The organism is Microbacterium hibisci (assembly GCF_015278255.1).
Classification (GTDB): Bacteria; Actinomycetota; Actinomycetes; order Actinomycetales; family Microbacteriaceae; genus Microbacterium; species Microbacterium hibisci.
The window spans coordinates 95,552-112,456 of sequence record NZ_JADIJC010000010.1; the positions used below are offsets into that span (position 1 = coordinate 95,552).

At 70.6% G+C, this 16,905-nt stretch carries 14 protein-coding genes; 4 read left to right on the forward strand and 10 right to left on the reverse strand.

Features of this window, described 5'->3' with window-relative positions; translation table 11 throughout:
• The first annotated feature begins 63 nt into the window (after window positions 1–63).
• Window positions 64–1,008: a DMT family transporter gene (locus IM770_RS16370; protein WP_203582224.1), complete on the forward strand. Its 945-nt coding sequence runs from the start codon at window positions 64–66 to the stop codon at window positions 1,006–1,008.
• Between the two features lie 219 nt (window positions 1,009–1,227).
• Here IM770_RS16370 and IM770_RS16375 read toward each other — a convergent pair whose 3' ends face one another.
• The 3 genes from IM770_RS16375 to IM770_RS16385 form a co-directional block, all read right to left on the reverse strand.
• Entirely contained in the window at window positions 1,228–1,791 is a 564-nt protein-coding gene (locus tag IM770_RS16375) for a YceI family protein (protein WP_203582225.1), read from the reverse strand.
• Between the two features lie 170 nt (window positions 1,792–1,961).
• Window positions 1,962–2,330, reverse strand: a complete 369-nt coding sequence (locus tag IM770_RS16380; RefSeq protein WP_109212087.1) for an FKBP-type peptidyl-prolyl cis-trans isomerase — start codon at window positions 2,328–2,330, stop codon at window positions 1,962–1,964.
• 190 nt (window positions 2,331–2,520) lie between these two features.
• The gene (locus tag IM770_RS16385) at window positions 2,521–3,744 is read right to left on the reverse strand and encodes a PrsW family intramembrane metalloprotease (protein WP_203582226.1); all 1,224 of its coding nucleotides are present in this window, start codon (window positions 3,742–3,744) and stop codon (window positions 2,521–2,523) included.
• Between the two features lie 85 nt (window positions 3,745–3,829).
• Here IM770_RS16385 and IM770_RS16390 point away from each other — a divergent pair, with 85 nt between their 5' ends.
• On the forward strand, window positions 3,830–4,693 hold the full coding sequence (locus IM770_RS16390) for a fumarylacetoacetate hydrolase family protein (protein WP_203582227.1): 864 nt from the start codon (window positions 3,830–3,832) through the stop codon (window positions 4,691–4,693).
• 77 nt (window positions 4,694–4,770) lie between these two features.
• On the opposite strand, the gene IM770_RS16395 is transcribed toward IM770_RS16390, so the two are convergent.
• The 5 genes from IM770_RS16395 to IM770_RS16415 form a co-directional block, all read right to left on the reverse strand.
• Window positions 4,771–5,286: a DUF4190 domain-containing protein gene (locus IM770_RS16395; RefSeq protein WP_203582228.1), complete on the reverse strand. Its 516-nt coding sequence runs from the start codon at window positions 5,284–5,286 to the stop codon at window positions 4,771–4,773.
• Window positions 5,287–5,349: 63 nt separating this feature from the next.
• Entirely contained in the window at window positions 5,350–6,834 is a 1,485-nt protein-coding gene (locus IM770_RS16400; protein ID WP_203582229.1) for an aspartate ammonia-lyase, read from the reverse strand.
• Window positions 6,835–6,980: 146 nt separating this feature from the next.
• On the reverse strand, window positions 6,981–7,943 hold the full coding sequence (locus IM770_RS16405; RefSeq protein WP_203582230.1) for a phosphodiesterase: 963 nt from the start codon (window positions 7,941–7,943) through the stop codon (window positions 6,981–6,983).
• A 62-nt stretch (window positions 7,944–8,005) separates the two neighbouring features.
• A complete protein-coding gene (locus IM770_RS16410; RefSeq protein ID WP_203582231.1) occupies window positions 8,006–8,335 on the reverse strand; it encodes a peptidase in 330 nt (109 codons plus the stop codon).
• Window positions 8,332–9,642 (reverse strand): inorganic phosphate transporter, encoded by a 1,311-nt coding sequence (locus IM770_RS16415; protein WP_203582232.1) that lies wholly within the window; start codon window positions 9,640–9,642, stop codon window positions 8,332–8,334. The genes IM770_RS16410 and IM770_RS16415 overlap by 4 nt, the downstream gene beginning before the upstream one ends.
• Window positions 9,643–9,797: 155 nt before the next feature.
• Here IM770_RS16415 and IM770_RS16420 point away from each other — a divergent pair, with 155 nt between their 5' ends.
• A complete protein-coding gene (locus IM770_RS16420; protein ID WP_307785488.1) occupies window positions 9,798–11,942 on the forward strand; it encodes a S9 family peptidase in 2,145 nt (714 codons plus the stop codon).
• Between the two features lie 11 nt (window positions 11,943–11,953).
• Here the strand turns inward: IM770_RS16420 and IM770_RS16425 are convergent, their stop codons facing one another.
• A complete protein-coding gene (locus IM770_RS16425) occupies window positions 11,954–13,291 on the reverse strand; it encodes an alkaline phosphatase family protein (RefSeq protein ID WP_203582233.1) in 1,338 nt (445 codons plus the stop codon).
• Window positions 13,292–13,601: 310 nt separating this feature from the next.
• Between IM770_RS16425 and IM770_RS16430 the strand changes: the two genes are divergently transcribed.
• On the forward strand, window positions 13,602–15,815 hold the full coding sequence (locus IM770_RS16430) for an outer membrane protein assembly factor BamB family protein (RefSeq protein ID WP_203582234.1): 2,214 nt from the start codon (window positions 13,602–13,604) through the stop codon (window positions 15,813–15,815).
• Window positions 15,816–15,853: 38 nt separating this feature from the next.
• Here the strand turns inward: IM770_RS16430 and IM770_RS16435 are convergent, their stop codons facing one another.
• On the reverse strand, window positions 15,854–16,834 hold the full coding sequence (locus IM770_RS16435; RefSeq protein ID WP_203582235.1) for an Lrp/AsnC family transcriptional regulator: 981 nt from the start codon (window positions 16,832–16,834) through the stop codon (window positions 15,854–15,856).
• Window positions 16,835–16,905 lie beyond the last annotated feature (71 nt).

Consider the following 16,905-nt stretch of genomic DNA (forward strand, 5'->3'; position numbering starts at 1 on the left):
GATTTCGGACGTCGCACCCGCCCCCGAGCGCTCGCGACGACGCGCGAGCGTACCGTGGGGCTCGTGACCTCGACCGCCTCGACGACCGCCGTGCGACCCCCAGCCGCGCCCTCCCCGAAGGGCGTCGCGATCCAGTTCGTGCTCGCCGGCGTCGTGTGGGGCTCGAGCTTCCTGTTCATGAAGGTCGCGCTCACCGGCATCTCCCCGGCGCAGGTGGCGTGGACCCGCATCCTGCTCGGCGCACTCACGCTCGGCGCCCTCGTGCTGCTGCGCCGCGAGCACCTCTCGCGCAGCCTGCGCGTGTGGGCGCACCTCACCGTGCTCGGACTCACCTTCTGCGTCATCCCGTTCCTGCTGTTCTCGTGGGCTCAGCAGTACGTCAGCTCCGGGCTCGCCAGCATCTTCAACGCGACGACACCGATCATGACCGCGATCATGGCGTGGCTGGTGTTCCGCGTCGAACGGCTGAAGGCGCTGCAGGTCGTGGGCATCGGCGTCGGCATCCTCGGCGTGATGGTGATCATCGCGCCGTGGCAGGGGATCGCGGCGGGCGGCAGCCTCGTGCCCGAGATCGCGATCCTCGGCGCGACCGCGAGCTACGGGTTCAGCCTCGCCTACATGCGCCGCTTCGTGTCGAACACCGGCATGTCGGCCCTCGCGTTCACGTTCGGCTACATCGCGATGGCCGGCGTGGTGATGGCGATCCTGACGCCGTTCCTCGTGCTGACGCCGGTGCGGCTGGATCTGCCCATCGTCGCGAGCCTGGTGCTGCTCGGATGCCTCGGCACCGGGATCGCGTATGTCTGGAACCAGAACACGGTCCGCGCATGGGGGCCGACGCGTGCGTCGACGGTGACCTACATCACGCCGGTGGTGGGCGTGCTCCTCGGCATCGTGATCCTCGGCGAGACGATCTCGTGGAACGAGCCCGTCGGCGCCCTGGTGATCTTCCTCGGCATCCTGCTCGCACAGGATCGGCTGCGCCTCCGGCGCGGCGGGGTGGCTTGAGCACGGCAGACCTCCGCGCAGACGGCGCTGTGGTCACGCGGCGCGGCGCCGCACCTTCCCCGGTGTCTCGCCGGTGATGCGCGAGAAGGCCCGGCTGAAGGCGGCCTCCGCGCCGTAGCCGTGCGCGGCCGCGACCGCCTCGCCACCCGGCATCGGCGGGCGGACATGACGAGAGCGGATGCCGCATCCCGCGGCATCCGCTCTCCTCTCACAGCGGGATCAATCCTGCTGCAGCGCGCCCTGCAGGTCGAGCGTGATGGTGACGTCCTTGCCGACGAGCACGCCGCCGGTCTCGAGGGCGGCGTTCCACGTGAGGCCGAAGTCCTCGCGGTTGACGACCGTCTTCGCGGTGGCGCCGGCCTTGTAGTTGCCCCACGGGTCGGTGCCGAAGCCGCCGAACTCGAACTCGAACGTGACCGGCTTCGTGATGCCGCGGATGGTCAGGTCGCCGTCGACGAGGAACTCGTCGCCCTCGACGCGCGCGCCGGTCGAGCGGAACTCCATGGTGGGGTGGTTCTCGACGTCGAAGAAGTCGGCGGACCGCAGGTGGCTGTCGCGGCCCTCGTCCTTGGTGTCGACGGAGGTGACGTCCACGGACGCCTCGACCTGGGCCTCGAGCGGGTTCTCGGGCGCGACCAGCGTCGCGCTCTTCATGCCGAAGGTGCCGCGCACCTTCGAGATCATCATGTGGCGGACGCTGAAGGTGACCTCGCTGTGCGCGGGGTCGAGCACCCAGGTGCCCGCCTTGTAGCCGGGAACGTCGATCGTGGTGGTGTCGGTCATGGTCGTCCTTCGTGTCTGTCTGCATGAGGTGCCCGAGAGGCCGGGCATACGGGGTCCAACACAGCCTGACAGATGTTCTATTCCCGTGAATGCAAATGACGGGCGAACTCCCGGGAACGACGGACGGGACGGATGCCGCGGCATCCGTCCCGTCAGAACCTCGTGTGGGGTCAGCCGACCTTGATCAGGTCGATCACGAAGATCAGTGTCTTGCCACCGAGGAAGTGCCCCCCGGCCGGGCCGTACGCGAGGTGCGGCGGGATCACCAGCTCGCGGCGACCGCCCTCCTTCATGCCCGGGATGCCGTCCTGCCAGCCCTGGATGAGGCCGCGCAGCGGGAACTGGATGCTCTCGCCGCGGTTCCACGACGAGTCGAACTCCTCGCCGGACTCGTACTCGACGCCCACGTAGTGGACGGTCACGGTGTCGCCGGGCTTGGCCTCGGCGCCCTCGCCCACGACGAGGTCGCGGACGACGAGGTCTGCCGGCGCCGGGCCGGCGGGTGCGTCGATCTCGGGCTTGGTGCGGTCGTCAGTCATGAGTCCATCCAAGCATGGGGGCGGCGATCGGCGCAGGCTGCGTTCACTGCGGGCGGACACGGACCGACGATGAGAGGATCCGGCCCGACTCAAGACTCAGCGCTCGGTGCCGCGGCGATGCCTGCGTGTCTACCGAGCGCTGAGTTGACCTGGATTCAGGATGCCGGGAGGCCCCCAGAGGTGTCAAGACCTACGGGGCGAACATCGCGGCGCGAGTCGCGGCGGTCTTGGCGAGGAGGTCGCGCTCCTCGCTCGCGGCCAGCGCATCGCGCCCGGTGATGGCGCGCTGGCGCGTCGCGGCAAGGGCCGTGGCATCCGTGATGAAGGTCTTCATGAGGGCGGTGCGGTCGCCCCGCAGCGTGCGCGCCCAGGCCAGGGCCGCCTTGCGTCCCGCCGGCGTCGCCAGCATGTCGACCTCCTGCGGCGTGAACCACCCGGCCGCGGCGTAGTCGCCGAGCCGGCGTCGCGTGAGCCGCGTCTCCTCCCGGCGGAGCGCCACGATCCCCAGGACGAAGCCGATGAACAGCGGCACCTGGAGCGTGAGGTACAGGAGGAAGAAGTCGCCGAACAGGGCCGATCCGTTCCAGAACGCGTGGAGGGCGATCGCGCCGGCGAGTCCCACCAGCCACGGGCCGACCGCCTGACCGGTGCTCAGGCCCCGGCGTGCGGCGAGGCCGAGCGCGAATCCCGTCACGGCGGTGAACATCACGTGCGCGAACGGCGACAGGATGCCGCGGAGGAAGAAGGTTCCTGTCGTCTCGGCCGCGCCGCCCTCGATGAAGCTGACGGCGAAGTACTGGATGTTCTCGGTGAACGCGAACCCCGCGCCCACGAGCGCCCCGTACACGATGCCGTCGACGGGTCCGTCGAACGCTCGCCGGGCGGTGGCGAAGATGAGGAAGACGCCGAGGCCCTTGGCGAACTCCTCCACGACCGGAGCCTGGACGACGGCCTGCAGCACTTCCCGCACGCCGGTGGCGGGGCCGAGCACCATCGAGAGCAGCAGGTCGACACCGAGGGCGATACCCACAGCGGCGATGGCACCCCACGCCACGGCGAGCACGAGCAGTCCGCGCGGCTCGGGCTCCCACCGATCGACGATGCGGACGGCCAGCAGGACTCCGGCCAGCGGCACCAGTGCGAGCAGCATGCCCACGAGGGACGCCCCCGGCCCCATCGTGTTCAGGAAATAGGCCACCAGCGCGATCAGCAGCAGCACCAGCACGCCGATGATCCAGATCGACGCGGAACGCCCGCGCCGAGCCGGTGCCGCCGGAAGCTGCACGGGCGCCGGCGAGACCGCCGGGGGCGTGATGGCCGCAGGCGCCGCGTGACGGGGCTGCGCCAGAGCGGACGCGAACTCGGGCGGCGTGAGCGAAGGGCGCATTCGATCGGCGCCGGGGTCGAGCGTCATGCGCACAGCCTATGGGTGCATGACGACCACCCGTGACGGGGTTGCGGATCGCGCACGTGACCGGTCCGCCGGATAGGTTGGAAGAATGCGCTTCGCCCACGTCGTGTCAGCCGGATCGGGCGAGCCGAGGCTCGCTCTCATCGAGGATGACGAGGCGATCGTCGTCGGCGAGCTCTTCGACGGCGCGCCCCGCACACTGGAGCAGCTCATCGCGGGAGGCGACGATCTGCTCGCACGCGTGGGCGATGCCGCGGCCGGCGGGGCGCGGCATCCGCTCGACTCCTTCGGCTTCGCGTCCGCCGTCCTCGCGCCGCCGGTGATCCTGGCGATCGGCCTGAACTACGCCGCCCACTCGAGCGAGCTCGGCCTCAAGACCGACTCCACCCCAACCGTGTTCGTGCTGTGGCCCAACTCGCTCGCCGGCCACGAGGGCACGACCATCTGGCCGCGCACGCTCAGCGAATCGGTCGACTACGAGGCGGAGCTGGGCGTCATCATCGGCACGCCCGCGAAGGACGTCTCGCCCGAGGACGCCCTCGAACACGTGTGGGGCTACACGGTGGTCAACGACATCACGGCCCGCGACATCCAGTACTCCGAGGCCCAGTGGTCGCGCTGCAAGTCGTTCGACGGGTTCACCCCCACGGGTCCGTTCGTCGTCACCCGCGACGAGGTGCCCGACCCGCAGAACCTGCACATCTGGACCGTGCTCGACGGCACGACGCTGCAGGACGCGACCACCGGACAGATGGTCCGGCCCGTCGCCACGCTGATCTCGCACCTGTCGAAGTCGGCGACGCTGCTGCCCGGAACCCTCATCTCGACCGGCAGCCCCGGCGGCGCAGGCTATTCGCGCGACCCGCAGGTGTTCCTCCGCGACCGGTCGACCGTGACGGTCGCGATCGACGGCATCGGCGCGCTCACCACGCACTGCCGCATCCTCGGCTGAGCCCGGCGGAGCCGGGCTGGGCCGGCGACACACGCCGACGGCGGGTGCCCCCCGAGGGGCACCCGCCGTCGGATTCGTCAGTTGGCGACCGTCGAGCAGTCGACCGGAAGACCGCGGACCTCGACCGTTCCGGTGAAGCCGGCGTTCTGGCACGCCTGCAGGACCTCGCCCGAGAAGGTCAGCAGCGGGAGGACCAACGCGAAGAAGAGGATGATGCCGAGGATCATCAGCACCGACGAGATGATGATGGCCGCGACGGCCCATCCGTTCTTGGCACCGGCCTTTCGGCTCTGCACGAGCGCCACGATGCCGAGGATGAGCGCGACGAGCTGCACGAAGAACGACAGCACGAAGGCGACGATGCCGAGCGTCTTGCCGGGCACGGGGGCGTCCGCGGGCGCGCCGTAGGCGGGCGGCGGAGCGGATCCGTACGCGGGCGAGGCGGCCGGGTACGACGGCGGGACCGCCGCGTAGCCGGGCTGGGCGGGGCCGGACGGGTAGTCCGACGCACCCACGGGGGGCGGAGGCGTGGTGTGCGGCGAGTCGGGCTGCTGCGGCGGCTCGGATGCCGCCGGGTTGTGCGGGTCGGTCATTTCTCGCCCTTTCGTTCGAGTCCCCCCGACGCTATCGACCGGCGCCCCGTCCCGGCAACAGCCTCAGCGCGTGTCGGCCGCGGCCCTGTCGACCACGACGTCTTCCGGCGACTGCACCACCGGGATGGCGGCCGTGACGGTCTCGAGCCCCGACAGACGGGCCGGCGACAGCTGCTTCTTCACGTCGTCGCGCGACATCAGGCCCGCCTCGACGACGAGGTCGGCGACGCCCCGGCCCGTCAGCAGCGCGGTCTTGGCCAGCGCCGCGGCCGCCGCGTACCCGATGAACGGCGTGAGCGCGGTGATGACGCCGACCGACGAGCCGACCATGGCTCCCAGTCGTTCGCGGTTGGCCGTGATGCCGTCGACGCAGTTCACGCGCAGCGTGTACATCGCCTGCCGCAGCCACGTGATCGACTGGAAGATCGAGTGCGCGATCACCGGTTCGAACGCGTTGAGCTGCAGCTGCCCGCCTTCGACCGCCATGGTGACGGTGAGGTCGGCGCCGGCAACGGAGAACGCCACCTGGTTCACGACCTCGGGGATCACCGGGTTCACCTTGCCGGGCATGATCGACGACCCCGCCTGACGGGCAGGCAGGTTGATCTCGCCGAAACCTGCCTGCGGGCCGGACGACAGCAGGCGCAGATCGTTGCAGATCTTCGACAGCTTGATCGCGTTGCGCTTGAGCGACGCCGAGAACGACATGAAGGAGCCGGTGTCGCTGGTGGCCTCCACCAGGTCGGTGGCGGTGGCGAGGTCGAGGCCCGAGATCTCGCGCAGGTGGCGGAGGACGGCGGGCGCATACGACGGGTGGGTCGTGATCCCGGTGCCGATCGCGGTGGCCCCCATGTTCACCTCGTACAGGAGGTACGCGTTCTCCGTGAGGCGCTGGTGGTCGTAGCCGAGCGTGGTCGCGAAGCCGTGGAACTCCTGGCCGAGGGTCATCGGCACGGCGTCCTGCAGCTGCGTGCGGCCGACCTTCAGCACGTCGTGGAACTCGACGGCCTTGGACAGGAACGCGCGCCGCAGCAGGTCGAGCTCCTCCAGCAGCGTCTGCAGGTCGAGCCCCAGCCCCACCTTGATGGCCGTCGGATACACGTCGTTCGTCGACTGGCTGCGGTTGGTGTCGTCGATCGGCGACAGGTACGCGTAGTCGCCCTTCTCCCGTCCGGCGAGTTCGAGCGCGATATTGGTGATGACCTCGTTGGCGTTCATGTTGGTCGACGTGCCTGCGCCGCCCTGGATCACCCCGACGACGAACTGGTCGTGGTACTCGCCGTCGATGACGAGCTGCGAGGCCCGGTCGATGAGGTCGGCCTTCGCGGGGTCGAGGACGCCGATCTCGCGGTTCGCGCGCGCCGACGCCTGCTTGACCATCGCGAGCGCGCGCACGAGGTCGGGGTACACCGAGATCGGTCGCTTGGAGATCGGGAAGTTCTCCAGCGCGCGGGCGGTGTGGATGCCCCAGTACGCGTCGGCGGGGATCTCGAGGGATCCCAGGGAGTCGGTCTCGATGCGGGTGCGCGTCATTGCGTCCAGAGCCATGTGTGCAGTCCTCGTGGGTCGTTCACAGCGGTGTGCGGGTTGGTTCGAGACTACCCTCGGCGCCTGTGCGCGAGCCTGTACACGGCGTACACCCCAGCCCGGCGGGACGTACAGCGCGGCGGTCGTCGGGGCAGCGGCGGGATCGTTCAGTGGCGCTTGCGCGAGAAGGCCTCGAGCCGCTCCTCGGACGTGAGCCGCGACATCCGCTCAACCCATTCCGCCGAGAAGAAGTCGCCGGTGGGCGCGTCGACCACGGGCACCACCGCGTGGGTGATGGTGTCGTCGTACACGTGCACCAGGTGGAACGACTGGCCCGCGTCCATGCCGTTGACGTCGACTGCCGCCCGCGCGAGGTTCATCGTGTAGCAGGTGGCCGCCGCCACGCTCACGGGCACGCCGGCGAAGGTGCCGCTGGTCGAGTAGTGCAGGTGACCGGCGAGGATCGCGCGCACGTCGGTGCCGGCGACGATCTCGGCCAGGCGGCCCTGGTCGCGCAGCTCGAGGATGTCGAACAGCGGCACATGCGACGGCAGCGGCGGGTGATGGAGCGCGAGGATCGTGCCGAGGGGCGCGGGCGTCGCGAGCTCGTGACGAAGCCACTCCAGCTGGTGCGAGTCGAGGTCGCCATGGTGCCACCCGGGCACCGTGGTGTCGAGCGCGATGAGCCGCAGGCCGTGCAGATCCCACACTCCCGTGACAGGCTCCTGCGTCGGCTCGAGCCCGAGCAGGTCGCGGCGCAGCGACGGGCGCTCGTCGTGATTGCCGGCGATCCACACCACGGGCGCACCGAGACGCTCCGCGACGGGCTCGACCGCCGCGCGCAGAGCCGCGTAGGCCTCCGGCTCGCCGAGATCGGTCAGGTCGCCCGTGAAGACGATGGCGTCGGGACGGATGCCGGTGGCCTCGGCGGCCGCGAGGGTGCGGGCGAGGTTCGCCGCGGTGTCGAAGCGCCCGCCCAGCGGCGGGTTGCCGGCCAGCAGATGCGTGTCGCTCAGATGCAGGATGGTGCGCCGCGCGGGCGGGTACTGGCCGAACTGGACGGGCGCGGACGCGCGCCCGGAGGCTCCGGGCGCCCCGTCGGCGGCATCTGAGGATGGCGTCGGGACCATGCCCCCACCCTATTGCCGCGCTCCGTCATCGGACGGGAGCCCGCCGTCGGGCGGGAGAGTCGTCAGTGGTTGAAGACGATGAGCAGCAGGCCGCCCAGCACCGCGCCGGCGCACACCGCGAAGCAGGCGTAGGCGCCGACGAGGGCGAGGCGCTTCTGACCCTCGGTCAGCGGGTTGCGCTTGGCTGCCTTGGCGGCGGCCTTCTCGGCCCGGCGCGCCTCCTTCTCGGAGATGACGGTGATGGCATCGGTGAACTCGGCCGGCGCGACCACGGGCGGACGGCCCGCGCGCACCAGCATGCGCAGGCCCAGCGCATAGAAGCTCACGATGAGGACGGCCGCCACCATCGCCGCGATGAAGACCTGCACGAAGGCGATCCAGTCGATGGTCATCGCGCACCTCCGTCATTCGGTCCTGCGGGGGTCTGCTCAGAAGGCTTGGGGGTCTTGCCCGCCTTCGCGGCCTTCTTGGCTGCCGCGGCCGCGGCCGACTTGCGCCGAGCCTCCTCGCGGGCCATGGCCCGCTGCCGCCGCGTGGGCGGCGGGTTGCGCTTGACCTTGACGGCCCGGCCGGACTCGGCGACCTCGCTCATCGCGTTGGCCGCATTGACCTCGTTGCGCCGGGACCGCAGGAAGATGGCGAGGATCACGACGGTGGCGAGCACCGAGTCGATGATGATGCCCCAGAAGCCGAGCCAGGTCACGACGAGCGCCGCGAGTGCTCCGACCGCGCCCGCTGCGGGAAGGGTGAGCACCCAGCCCACCATGATGCGCCCCGCCGTCCGCCAGCGGACCTGCGACCCGCGGCGTCCGAGTCCGGAGCCGATCACCGAGCCGGACGCGACCTGGGTGGTCGACAGCGCGAAGCCGAGCGCGCTCGAGGCGAGGATCGTCGCGGCGGTGGAGCTCTCGGCCGCGAAGCCCTGGGCGGGCTTGACCTCGGTGAGGCCCTTGCCGAGGGTGCGGATGATGCGCCATCCGCCCATGTACGTGCCGAGCGCGATCGTTACGGCGCACGCCACGATGACCCAGGTCTCCGGCTCGGGATGGTCCTGAAGGCCGACCGTGATCAGCAGGAGCGTGATGATGCCCATCGTCTTCTGCGCGTCGTTCGTGCCGTGCGCGAGGGCGACCAGCGACGACGTGAAGATCTGCCCCACTCGGAAGCCGTCGCGCCCATCGGGCTTGCTGTCGTACCGGCGGGTGAGCGCATAGGCGATCTTCGTCACCGTGAACGCGATGATGCCGGCAGTCAGCGGAGCGATGACCGCCGGGAGGATGACCTTCGACATCACGACGCCGAAGTCGATCGCGGTGACGCTGACACCGACGATCGTCGCTCCGATCAAGCCGCCGAACAGGGCGTGGGACGACGACGACGGAAGGCCCAGCAGCCACGTGAGCATGTTCCACGTGATGGCGCCGATGAGGCCTGCCAAGATGACGGCGGGGAAGATCGCCGAGGATATCTGATCTTCTCGGACGATGCCGCCTGAGATGGTCTTCGCCACCTCGGTCGAGAGGAACGCGCCGACGAGGTTGAGCACCGCGGCGAGCAGCACCGCGGTCTTGGGCTTGAGCGCTCCGGTGGCGATCGGGGTCGCCATGGCGTTGGCGGTGTCGTGGAAGCCGTTCGTGAAGTCGAAGAACAGCGCCAGCGCGATCACCAGGACGACGGTGATGAGGGTTGCGGTTTCCACCGTTCGCTTTCGGGAGGAGGTGCGGAGGGAGGGTGCCGACGGGATCGGCGCGACGAACGAACAGTTCACCAAGGGTTCAGGAACCGGCAACCGGCCAGAAAGAATCCTACATCGGCGACCCTGCCGGTCAACTCGGAGGCGACTAGCGTGGAACGGTGACCCTCAGCGACTCCGCACCCGCCCCGTCCGCCCCTGACGACGGCATCCGTCCGCCCGTCGCCGACCGCCGGATCACCGTCCGCTCGCACCACGGCGACGACGTCGAGGACCGCTACGAGTGGTTCCGCGCGAAGGAGGATGCCGCGGTCGTCGCGCACCTCGAGGCGGAGAACGCCTACACGCAGCAGCGCACCGCGCATCTCGACGGGCTGCGCGAGCGCATCTTCGGCGAGATCAAGGGACGCACGCTCGAGACCGACCTCTCGGTGCCCACGCGGCGCGGGGACTGGTGGTATTACGGGCGCACGCTCGAGGGCAAGCAGTACGGCATCCAGTGCCGCGCGCCGCTCGACTCCGCCGACGACTGGACGCCGCCCGAGCTCTCCCCCGAGATCGAGGTCGCCGGCGAGCAGATCCTGCTCGACGGCAACGTCGAGGCCGAGGGACACGAGTTCTTCTCCCTCGGCAGCTTCGAGGTGTCCAACGACGGCACCCTCATGCTCTACGGCGTCGACGTCGCCGGAGACGAGCGCTACACCGTGCGCGTACGCAACCTGGTGACCGGCGAGCAGCTCCCGGACGAGATCCCCGGCACCTTCGCGGGTGCCACCTTCTCCCCCGACGGCCGCTTCATCGTCTACACGACGGTGGACGACGCGTGGCGACCCGACACCGTGTGGCTGCACGAGCTCGGCACGCCCGTCGCCGACGACGCGAAGCTGTTCCACGAGCCCGACGAGAAGTACTGGGTGGGCGCCGGCTTCACCCGCAGCGACCGCTTCCTCGTGATCGGCCTCGGCTCGTCGATCACGTCGGAGGAATGGCTGCTGGATGCCGACGACCTGCGCGGTGAGCCGCGCGTCGTGTGGCCCCGCACCGAGGGCGTCGAGTACGACTCCGAGCACGCCGTCATCGACGGCGAGGACGTCCTCTTCATCCTGCACAACGACGACGCCCTGGACTTCGAACTGGTGCGGGTCGCGGCATCCGCCCCCTCCGGAGAACGATCCGTCGTGATCCCCCACCGTCCCGGCGAGCGCCTGCTGGGCGTCTCGACCTTCCGCGACTGGGGCGTCGTGGGGTACCGGCGGGGCGGCCTCGCCCGCCTCGGCATGCTGGACTACGCGAGCGGCGCCGTCGACGAGATCCCGTTCGACGAACCGCTCTACTCCGTGGGTACCGGCGGCAACCCCGAGTGGGCACCGCCGCTGCTGCGCCTCGGCTACGGCTCGTTCATCACGCCCGGGACGGTCTACGACCTCGACGTGGCCACGAAGGAGCTGCACCTGCGCAAGCAGCAGCCGGTGCTCGGCGGCTACGACGCGGCCGACTACGCGCAGGCCCGAGTCTGGGCGACCGCGCAGGACGGCACGCAGCTTCCGATCTCGCTCGTCTGGAAGCAGTCCTTCGGCGACGCCGGCGTGGCCCCGCGCCCCCTGCACCTCTACGGCTACGGGTCGTACGAGCACTCGATCGAGCCCGGCTTCTCGGTGCCGCGGCTGTCGGAGCTCGACCGCGGCGTGGTGTTCGCCGTCGCGCACGTGCGCGGCGGCGGCGAGATGGGCCGCCAGTGGTACGAGGACGGCAAGCTGCTCAACAAGCGCAACACCTTCACCGACTTCGTCGACATCGCGCTGCACCTCATCGACAACGGCTACACGACGGCGTCGCAGCTCGTGGCCGAGGGCGGGTCCGCAGGCGGGCTGCTGATGGGTGCGGTCGCCAACATCGCGCCGGAGCTCTTCGCCGGCGTGCTCGCCGACGTGCCGTTCGTGGACGCGCTCACGACGATCCTCGACCCCTCGCTGCCGCTGACCGTCATCGAGTGGGACGAGTGGGGCGACCCCCTGCACAACGCCGACGTGTACGCGTACATGAAGTCCTACTCGCCGTACGAGAACGTGCGCGAGGGGGTGGAGTACCCGAAGATCCTGGCTGTGACGTCGCTCAACGACACCCGCGTGCTCTACGTCGAGCCGGCGAAGTGGGTCGCGCGCCTGCGCGAGGTCGGCGCCGATGCCCTGCTCAAGTGCGAGATGGTCGCCGGCCACGGCGGCGTCTCGGGACGCTACAACGCCTGGCGCGAGCGCGCGTTCGAGCTCGCGTGGCTGCTCGACGTGCTGGGCGTCGCCGACGCCTGACCCGCCGTTGCTCAGCGCGCGCGGATCGACTCCGTCAGCACGCGGCCGTGAGCGCCCGACGGAGCGTCGAAGCCGAGCAGCGCGGAGATCGTCGGCGCGACATCGATGTGGCGCGGGCTCTGCGGCGCGGCGTGCGGACGCACCCCCGCGCCGGCCAGCACCAGCGGCACCTGCAGGACGCGCGTCATGCCGTGGACGCCGGCCGGATCGGCGGGCGTGGCGCCGAGACTCCAGCCCTCGATGGGCTCGATGATGAGCTCGCCGTAGTTCGGTGACATGCGCATAGCCCGCTGCTCGTCCCTGTCATAGACGGCGGCCACATGCGGAAGAGCCGACACCGCCGCCTCGATCACCGCGGCGGCCGCGGGATCGCCCGCTGCGTCGCCGACCAGATGCAGGGATCCGACGCCGCCGACCACGATCACCGCATCCGTCCCGGGCTGCGGCGACTGCCCCGCCGTGAGCATCTCGGCGTCGTACCCCGTCGCCGAGATCGCGGCGAGCAGCTCGTCGCGCATGCCCTGCGTGAACGTCTCCATGCCGTGGTCTCCCGTCACCACGAACGCGGTGCGGCCGTGGATGCCGGCGTCCTTCGTCGCCTGCACGAGGCGACCGATCTGCACGTCGATGTCGGCGAGAGCCGTCGGCATGCCCTCCGCCTCGGCTCCGTCGGCGTGCCCGAGCGCGTCCAGCCGGTCGCAGTACACCGCGATGAGGTCGGGCACGCCGGCCATCTGCACGGATGCGCCGCCGCTCATCACGGGCCGCCCGTTGATGACCGCCACGGCGTCGTCGGTGCGACGGGCGCAGTCTCCACCCGGCTGCGTGTACAGGCCCTCGGGATCGCCGAAGGCGACGCCGTAGTTCTGCAGGATGAACCACTGAGCCGACATCACGGTTCCGCCCTGGTCGCGGATCGCCTGAGCGATCGTCGGAACGGCGAGATCCCGCTGCTGACCGCGGGCGGTGCCGGTCGACGCGTCGAACCAGTAGGCGGTGTTGCGGTGCGTCTCGGGCCACGCACCCGTGGCCACCGACGACCACGACGGGTTCGTGATCGACGACATGACGCCTGTCGAGACGCTCAGACTGCCCCGCTTCGCGAGCGCCGACAGATTCGGCAGCGCCGCGTCATTGAGGTAGTCGATGTCGAAGCCGTCCAGCGCGATGAACACCACGTGCTCAGCGGGGGCCGGTGGCCCCGACCTGTCGCCGCGGTCGGCCGTCGCGAGAGAGCGGGCGGCTGGGGCGGCATCGGCAGCCGCGGGTACGGCCATACCGAGCGCCGCCGCAACCATGCCGGCGGCGGCGAGGGTGGACAGGCGGCGGATTCGCTTCGAGGAATGCATCGCTCGGACTCTCTCTCACGGTTCACGGGTGCCGGTCTGGGCCGGCACTCCCGACGCTGGCGGTGCCGTGAGGGCGGCGGCAACCGTACGGAGGCGTCGTGCAAGGAATCGGCGATCGCGGCGACGGTGGTGCGCGATTCCATCACCCTGCACTCGCCCTCCCCGAGGTCGCCGTCGGCGTGATCGGCGATTTCTTGCGCGGGCATCGCCGTGGATGTCGAAAGCTCGCATATCGCCCGCACTTCCTCGGCGCAGATCGTCGTGGCCCGGTTGGGTACCGGTCAGGACGACGACGACCGGAGGACTGAGGATGACAGACCACACCAGCACGAGCGGACGGGAGGAGACGGCCCTCAGCCGACGAGGCTTCCTCGGACTCTCCGCAATCGGACTCGGCGTCGGCTTGGGCGGCACCGCGTGGGGGCGGTGGCCCGGTGCGGCGGTGGGCGCGCCGACGCGCCGCGATGGCGAATCGCTGCGTTTCATCGTGCTCACCGACACCCACGCCAACGAGGAGGAGAGCGCGCGACTGGAGAACCTGCGCCGCGTCTTCGCGGCGGTCGAGGCGGAGCAGCCGCAGTTCGTCCTGCATTGCGGTGACATCACCGACTACGGCGACGACGCCGGAATCGCCGCCTATCGCGACACCATTCCCGGAGGCCTGTGGGATCGGCTGCGTCACGTGCCGGGCAACCACGAGATCCGCTGGGACACGAGCGCCCGCGAACGGTTCCAGCGCTGGTTCGGCCCGACGAGCTACAGCTTCGACGCGGGCGGCGTGCACTTCCTCGCCCTTGATCCCACGCAGGCGCTGCAGGAGCCGGGCCTGTTCGGCGACGACCTCGCGGCGCTGCGGGACGACCTGGCGGGGGCCGCCGGCATCCCCTCGATCATGTTCCTGCACTACCCGCTCGCGGGACGCAACTACTACGTCAACGACGCCGACGAACTGCTGCGCACCATCGAGCCCTTCCCCGTTCGCGGCATCTTCGTCGGCCACATCCACCGCCACGAGGTCGATCGCTTCAACGGCCTGACCCAGGTGTCTTCGACCGCGACACGGGGCGGCCCCTTCTATCTGCGGGTGACGGAGCATCGCAGCGACCGCGGGCGCACGCTCGTCGTCGAGACCGTGGCGCTCGGGGCAACGGATGCCGACGCGCCGACGGTCGCCCCGCTGACGGAGATTTCGCTCGACGCGCCGCCCGGCGGCACCGTTCCGATCCGCGGATCGGTGCGGTCGCACCCCGGACGGATCGACCTGACCGCCGTGGCCGGAGCCGCGGCCGTCGCGGTGGAGGCGCGGGTCTACCCGCAGTCCGTCTTCGGCGCGGTCGACGACGGAACATGGACGGCGCTCCAAGCCCGCGGATCGTCGTGGCACGGCTCGCTCGACGCCGCCGCGCTCGCGCCAGGCGCATACCGCGTGCAGCTGCGGGCGACCGACGCGCAGAATGTGCGGCGGCACGACACCGCGCGGGCGACCGTCGACGGGTCGCCCCGCACCCGGATCGCGTGGGAGCTGCCGGTCGGCGGGCAGCTGCAGGGCGCGCTCACGGCGTTCGGTGCCACGGTCGTGGCCGGTTCGACCTCGGGCAGGGTCGTCGCCGTCGACGTCGCCGGATCCTCGTCGTACCGGTCGCGCTGGACGGTCGACCTAGGCCCGGTCCACCGCGGTGCCGCGTTCACCACCGACGGCGCGCTCGTGCTCGTACCGAGCGCCGACCACCGTCTCACCGCCCTGAACGCGCGCACGGGCGCCGTGGCGTGGCGCAGCGACTTCGGCAAGCCGGTGATGTCGACGCCCTTGGTGGTGTCGACGGGCGGCGGCGATCGCATCCTGGTCGCCGCCGAGGACCGGCTGCGCTGCCTCGACGCCGGCGGGAGGACCCTGTGGGAGGCGGGCGTGCCGGTGCGCACCGCGGGACGCGCCGCCTCGGATGGCGAGCGCGTCTACGTCGGCGCCGGAGACGGGCGCGGATACGCCTACGACCTGCGCTCGGGTGCGAAGCTGTGGTCGTTCCTCACGAACACGCGGCCCGACAGGTACCGACAACTCATCTACGGCCCCTGGGACGACTGGGTGGAGGTGCTTCCAGGCGGCGCGGTGCTGTTCAGCACGGTCACCGACGCGATCGCCGTCGACCCGGTGAGCGGCCTCGAGCGGTGGCGCGTGGCAGGCAGCCACATGTTCGCGCCCGCGCTCGCTCTCGCCGACGGCGGGCTGCTGCTCACCACCGAGTGGGGTGTCGTCACGGTCGCCGATCCGGCCTCCGGCGGCGTGCGGTGGAGCGCGCCGACGGTGCCACGAGTCGTCAACGCCGGCCCCGTGGCCGATCCCGCCACCGGCACGGTGTGGCTCGTCTCGGTGGGCGGGCTGCTGGCGGCGATCGAGCCCGCGGCGGGAACGGTCGCGGTAGACCGGCAGCTGTTCACGGCGAACACCTTCTCGACGCCGGTCGTCGTCGACCGCCAGCTGATCGTGGCGGCGCAGGATGGTGTGCTGCGCGGGCTCGCTCTCTGACAGCGCGGCCGGTCGGGCGGCGGGCCGGACGCCGTGCGTCAGCGCACGGCGGCGAGGTGGCGCGTGCGGCCCGCACGCTTCAGCGAGTGGAGCGCCACCGCGACATCGGCGTGCTGGAGCCCGGGCAGTCCGCCGATCGTCTCCGAGATGAAGGCATACAGGGCGGCGTCGGAGGCGAGGGCGACTTCGCCGCACAGATTGCGATCCCCCGTCGTCGCCGAGATCATGAGGACCGACGGATGCCCCGCCAGCAGCTCTCCGGCGCGGCTGAGCTGCGTCGGGTTGACGCTGAGCGCCACGAAGGCGTTCACCGGAAGCCCGATGCGCTCGGGCTCGATGACCGTGCGCATCCGCAAGGCGCCCGAGGCCATCATCCCCTCCGCACGGCGTCGGACGGTGACCGGGCTGACCTCGCACAGCTCGCCGAGACGCTGCCAGCCGAGCCGTCCGTCCTCGGCCAGTGCGCCCGCGATGCGCTCGTCGAGAGCATCGGTCTTGACGCGGCGGTCCGGCAGCGGATCGGCCCAGGGATCCAGGCGCTGACTGCGCAGCTGCTCGACGACTTCGTCGGGCAGCAGGTCGGGCAGCCAGCTGTGCGGCGTCGCGAAGCGCCTGATCACCTGATTGCTCCACACCGCGAGAACACCGTCCAGGGCCGGCAGCTGCTCCAGCGTCAGAGCGAGCAGATGGTCGTTGGAGGTGTAGCCGATCTCGGCGATGCAGTCCACGCTGCCCGTGACGAGCTTGACCGAGCCGCACGCCGACCACGCGGCGATGCGCTGCGCCGAGCGATGAGCCTCGCCGGGACGGCACCGCAGCCGCACGAACAACGAACGCGATCGCCCCGTCGCCTCGCCGTCGAGCACGCCGATGACACGTACCTCGCCGTCGCGCACCAGGCGCGCCACGCGTCGCGACGCCGTCGCCTCGGACGTGAAGACGGCTTCGCTGATCTGCGCGTTGCTGGCACGCGGATTGGCGAGCAGGGCGCCGGTGATGCGCCGATCGAGATCGTCCACGAGAGGCACCTTACATTCAGGAGTACGGTCGTCAGAGGTGCTTTCTTGCATTCTGTCGCACGATCTCTTCG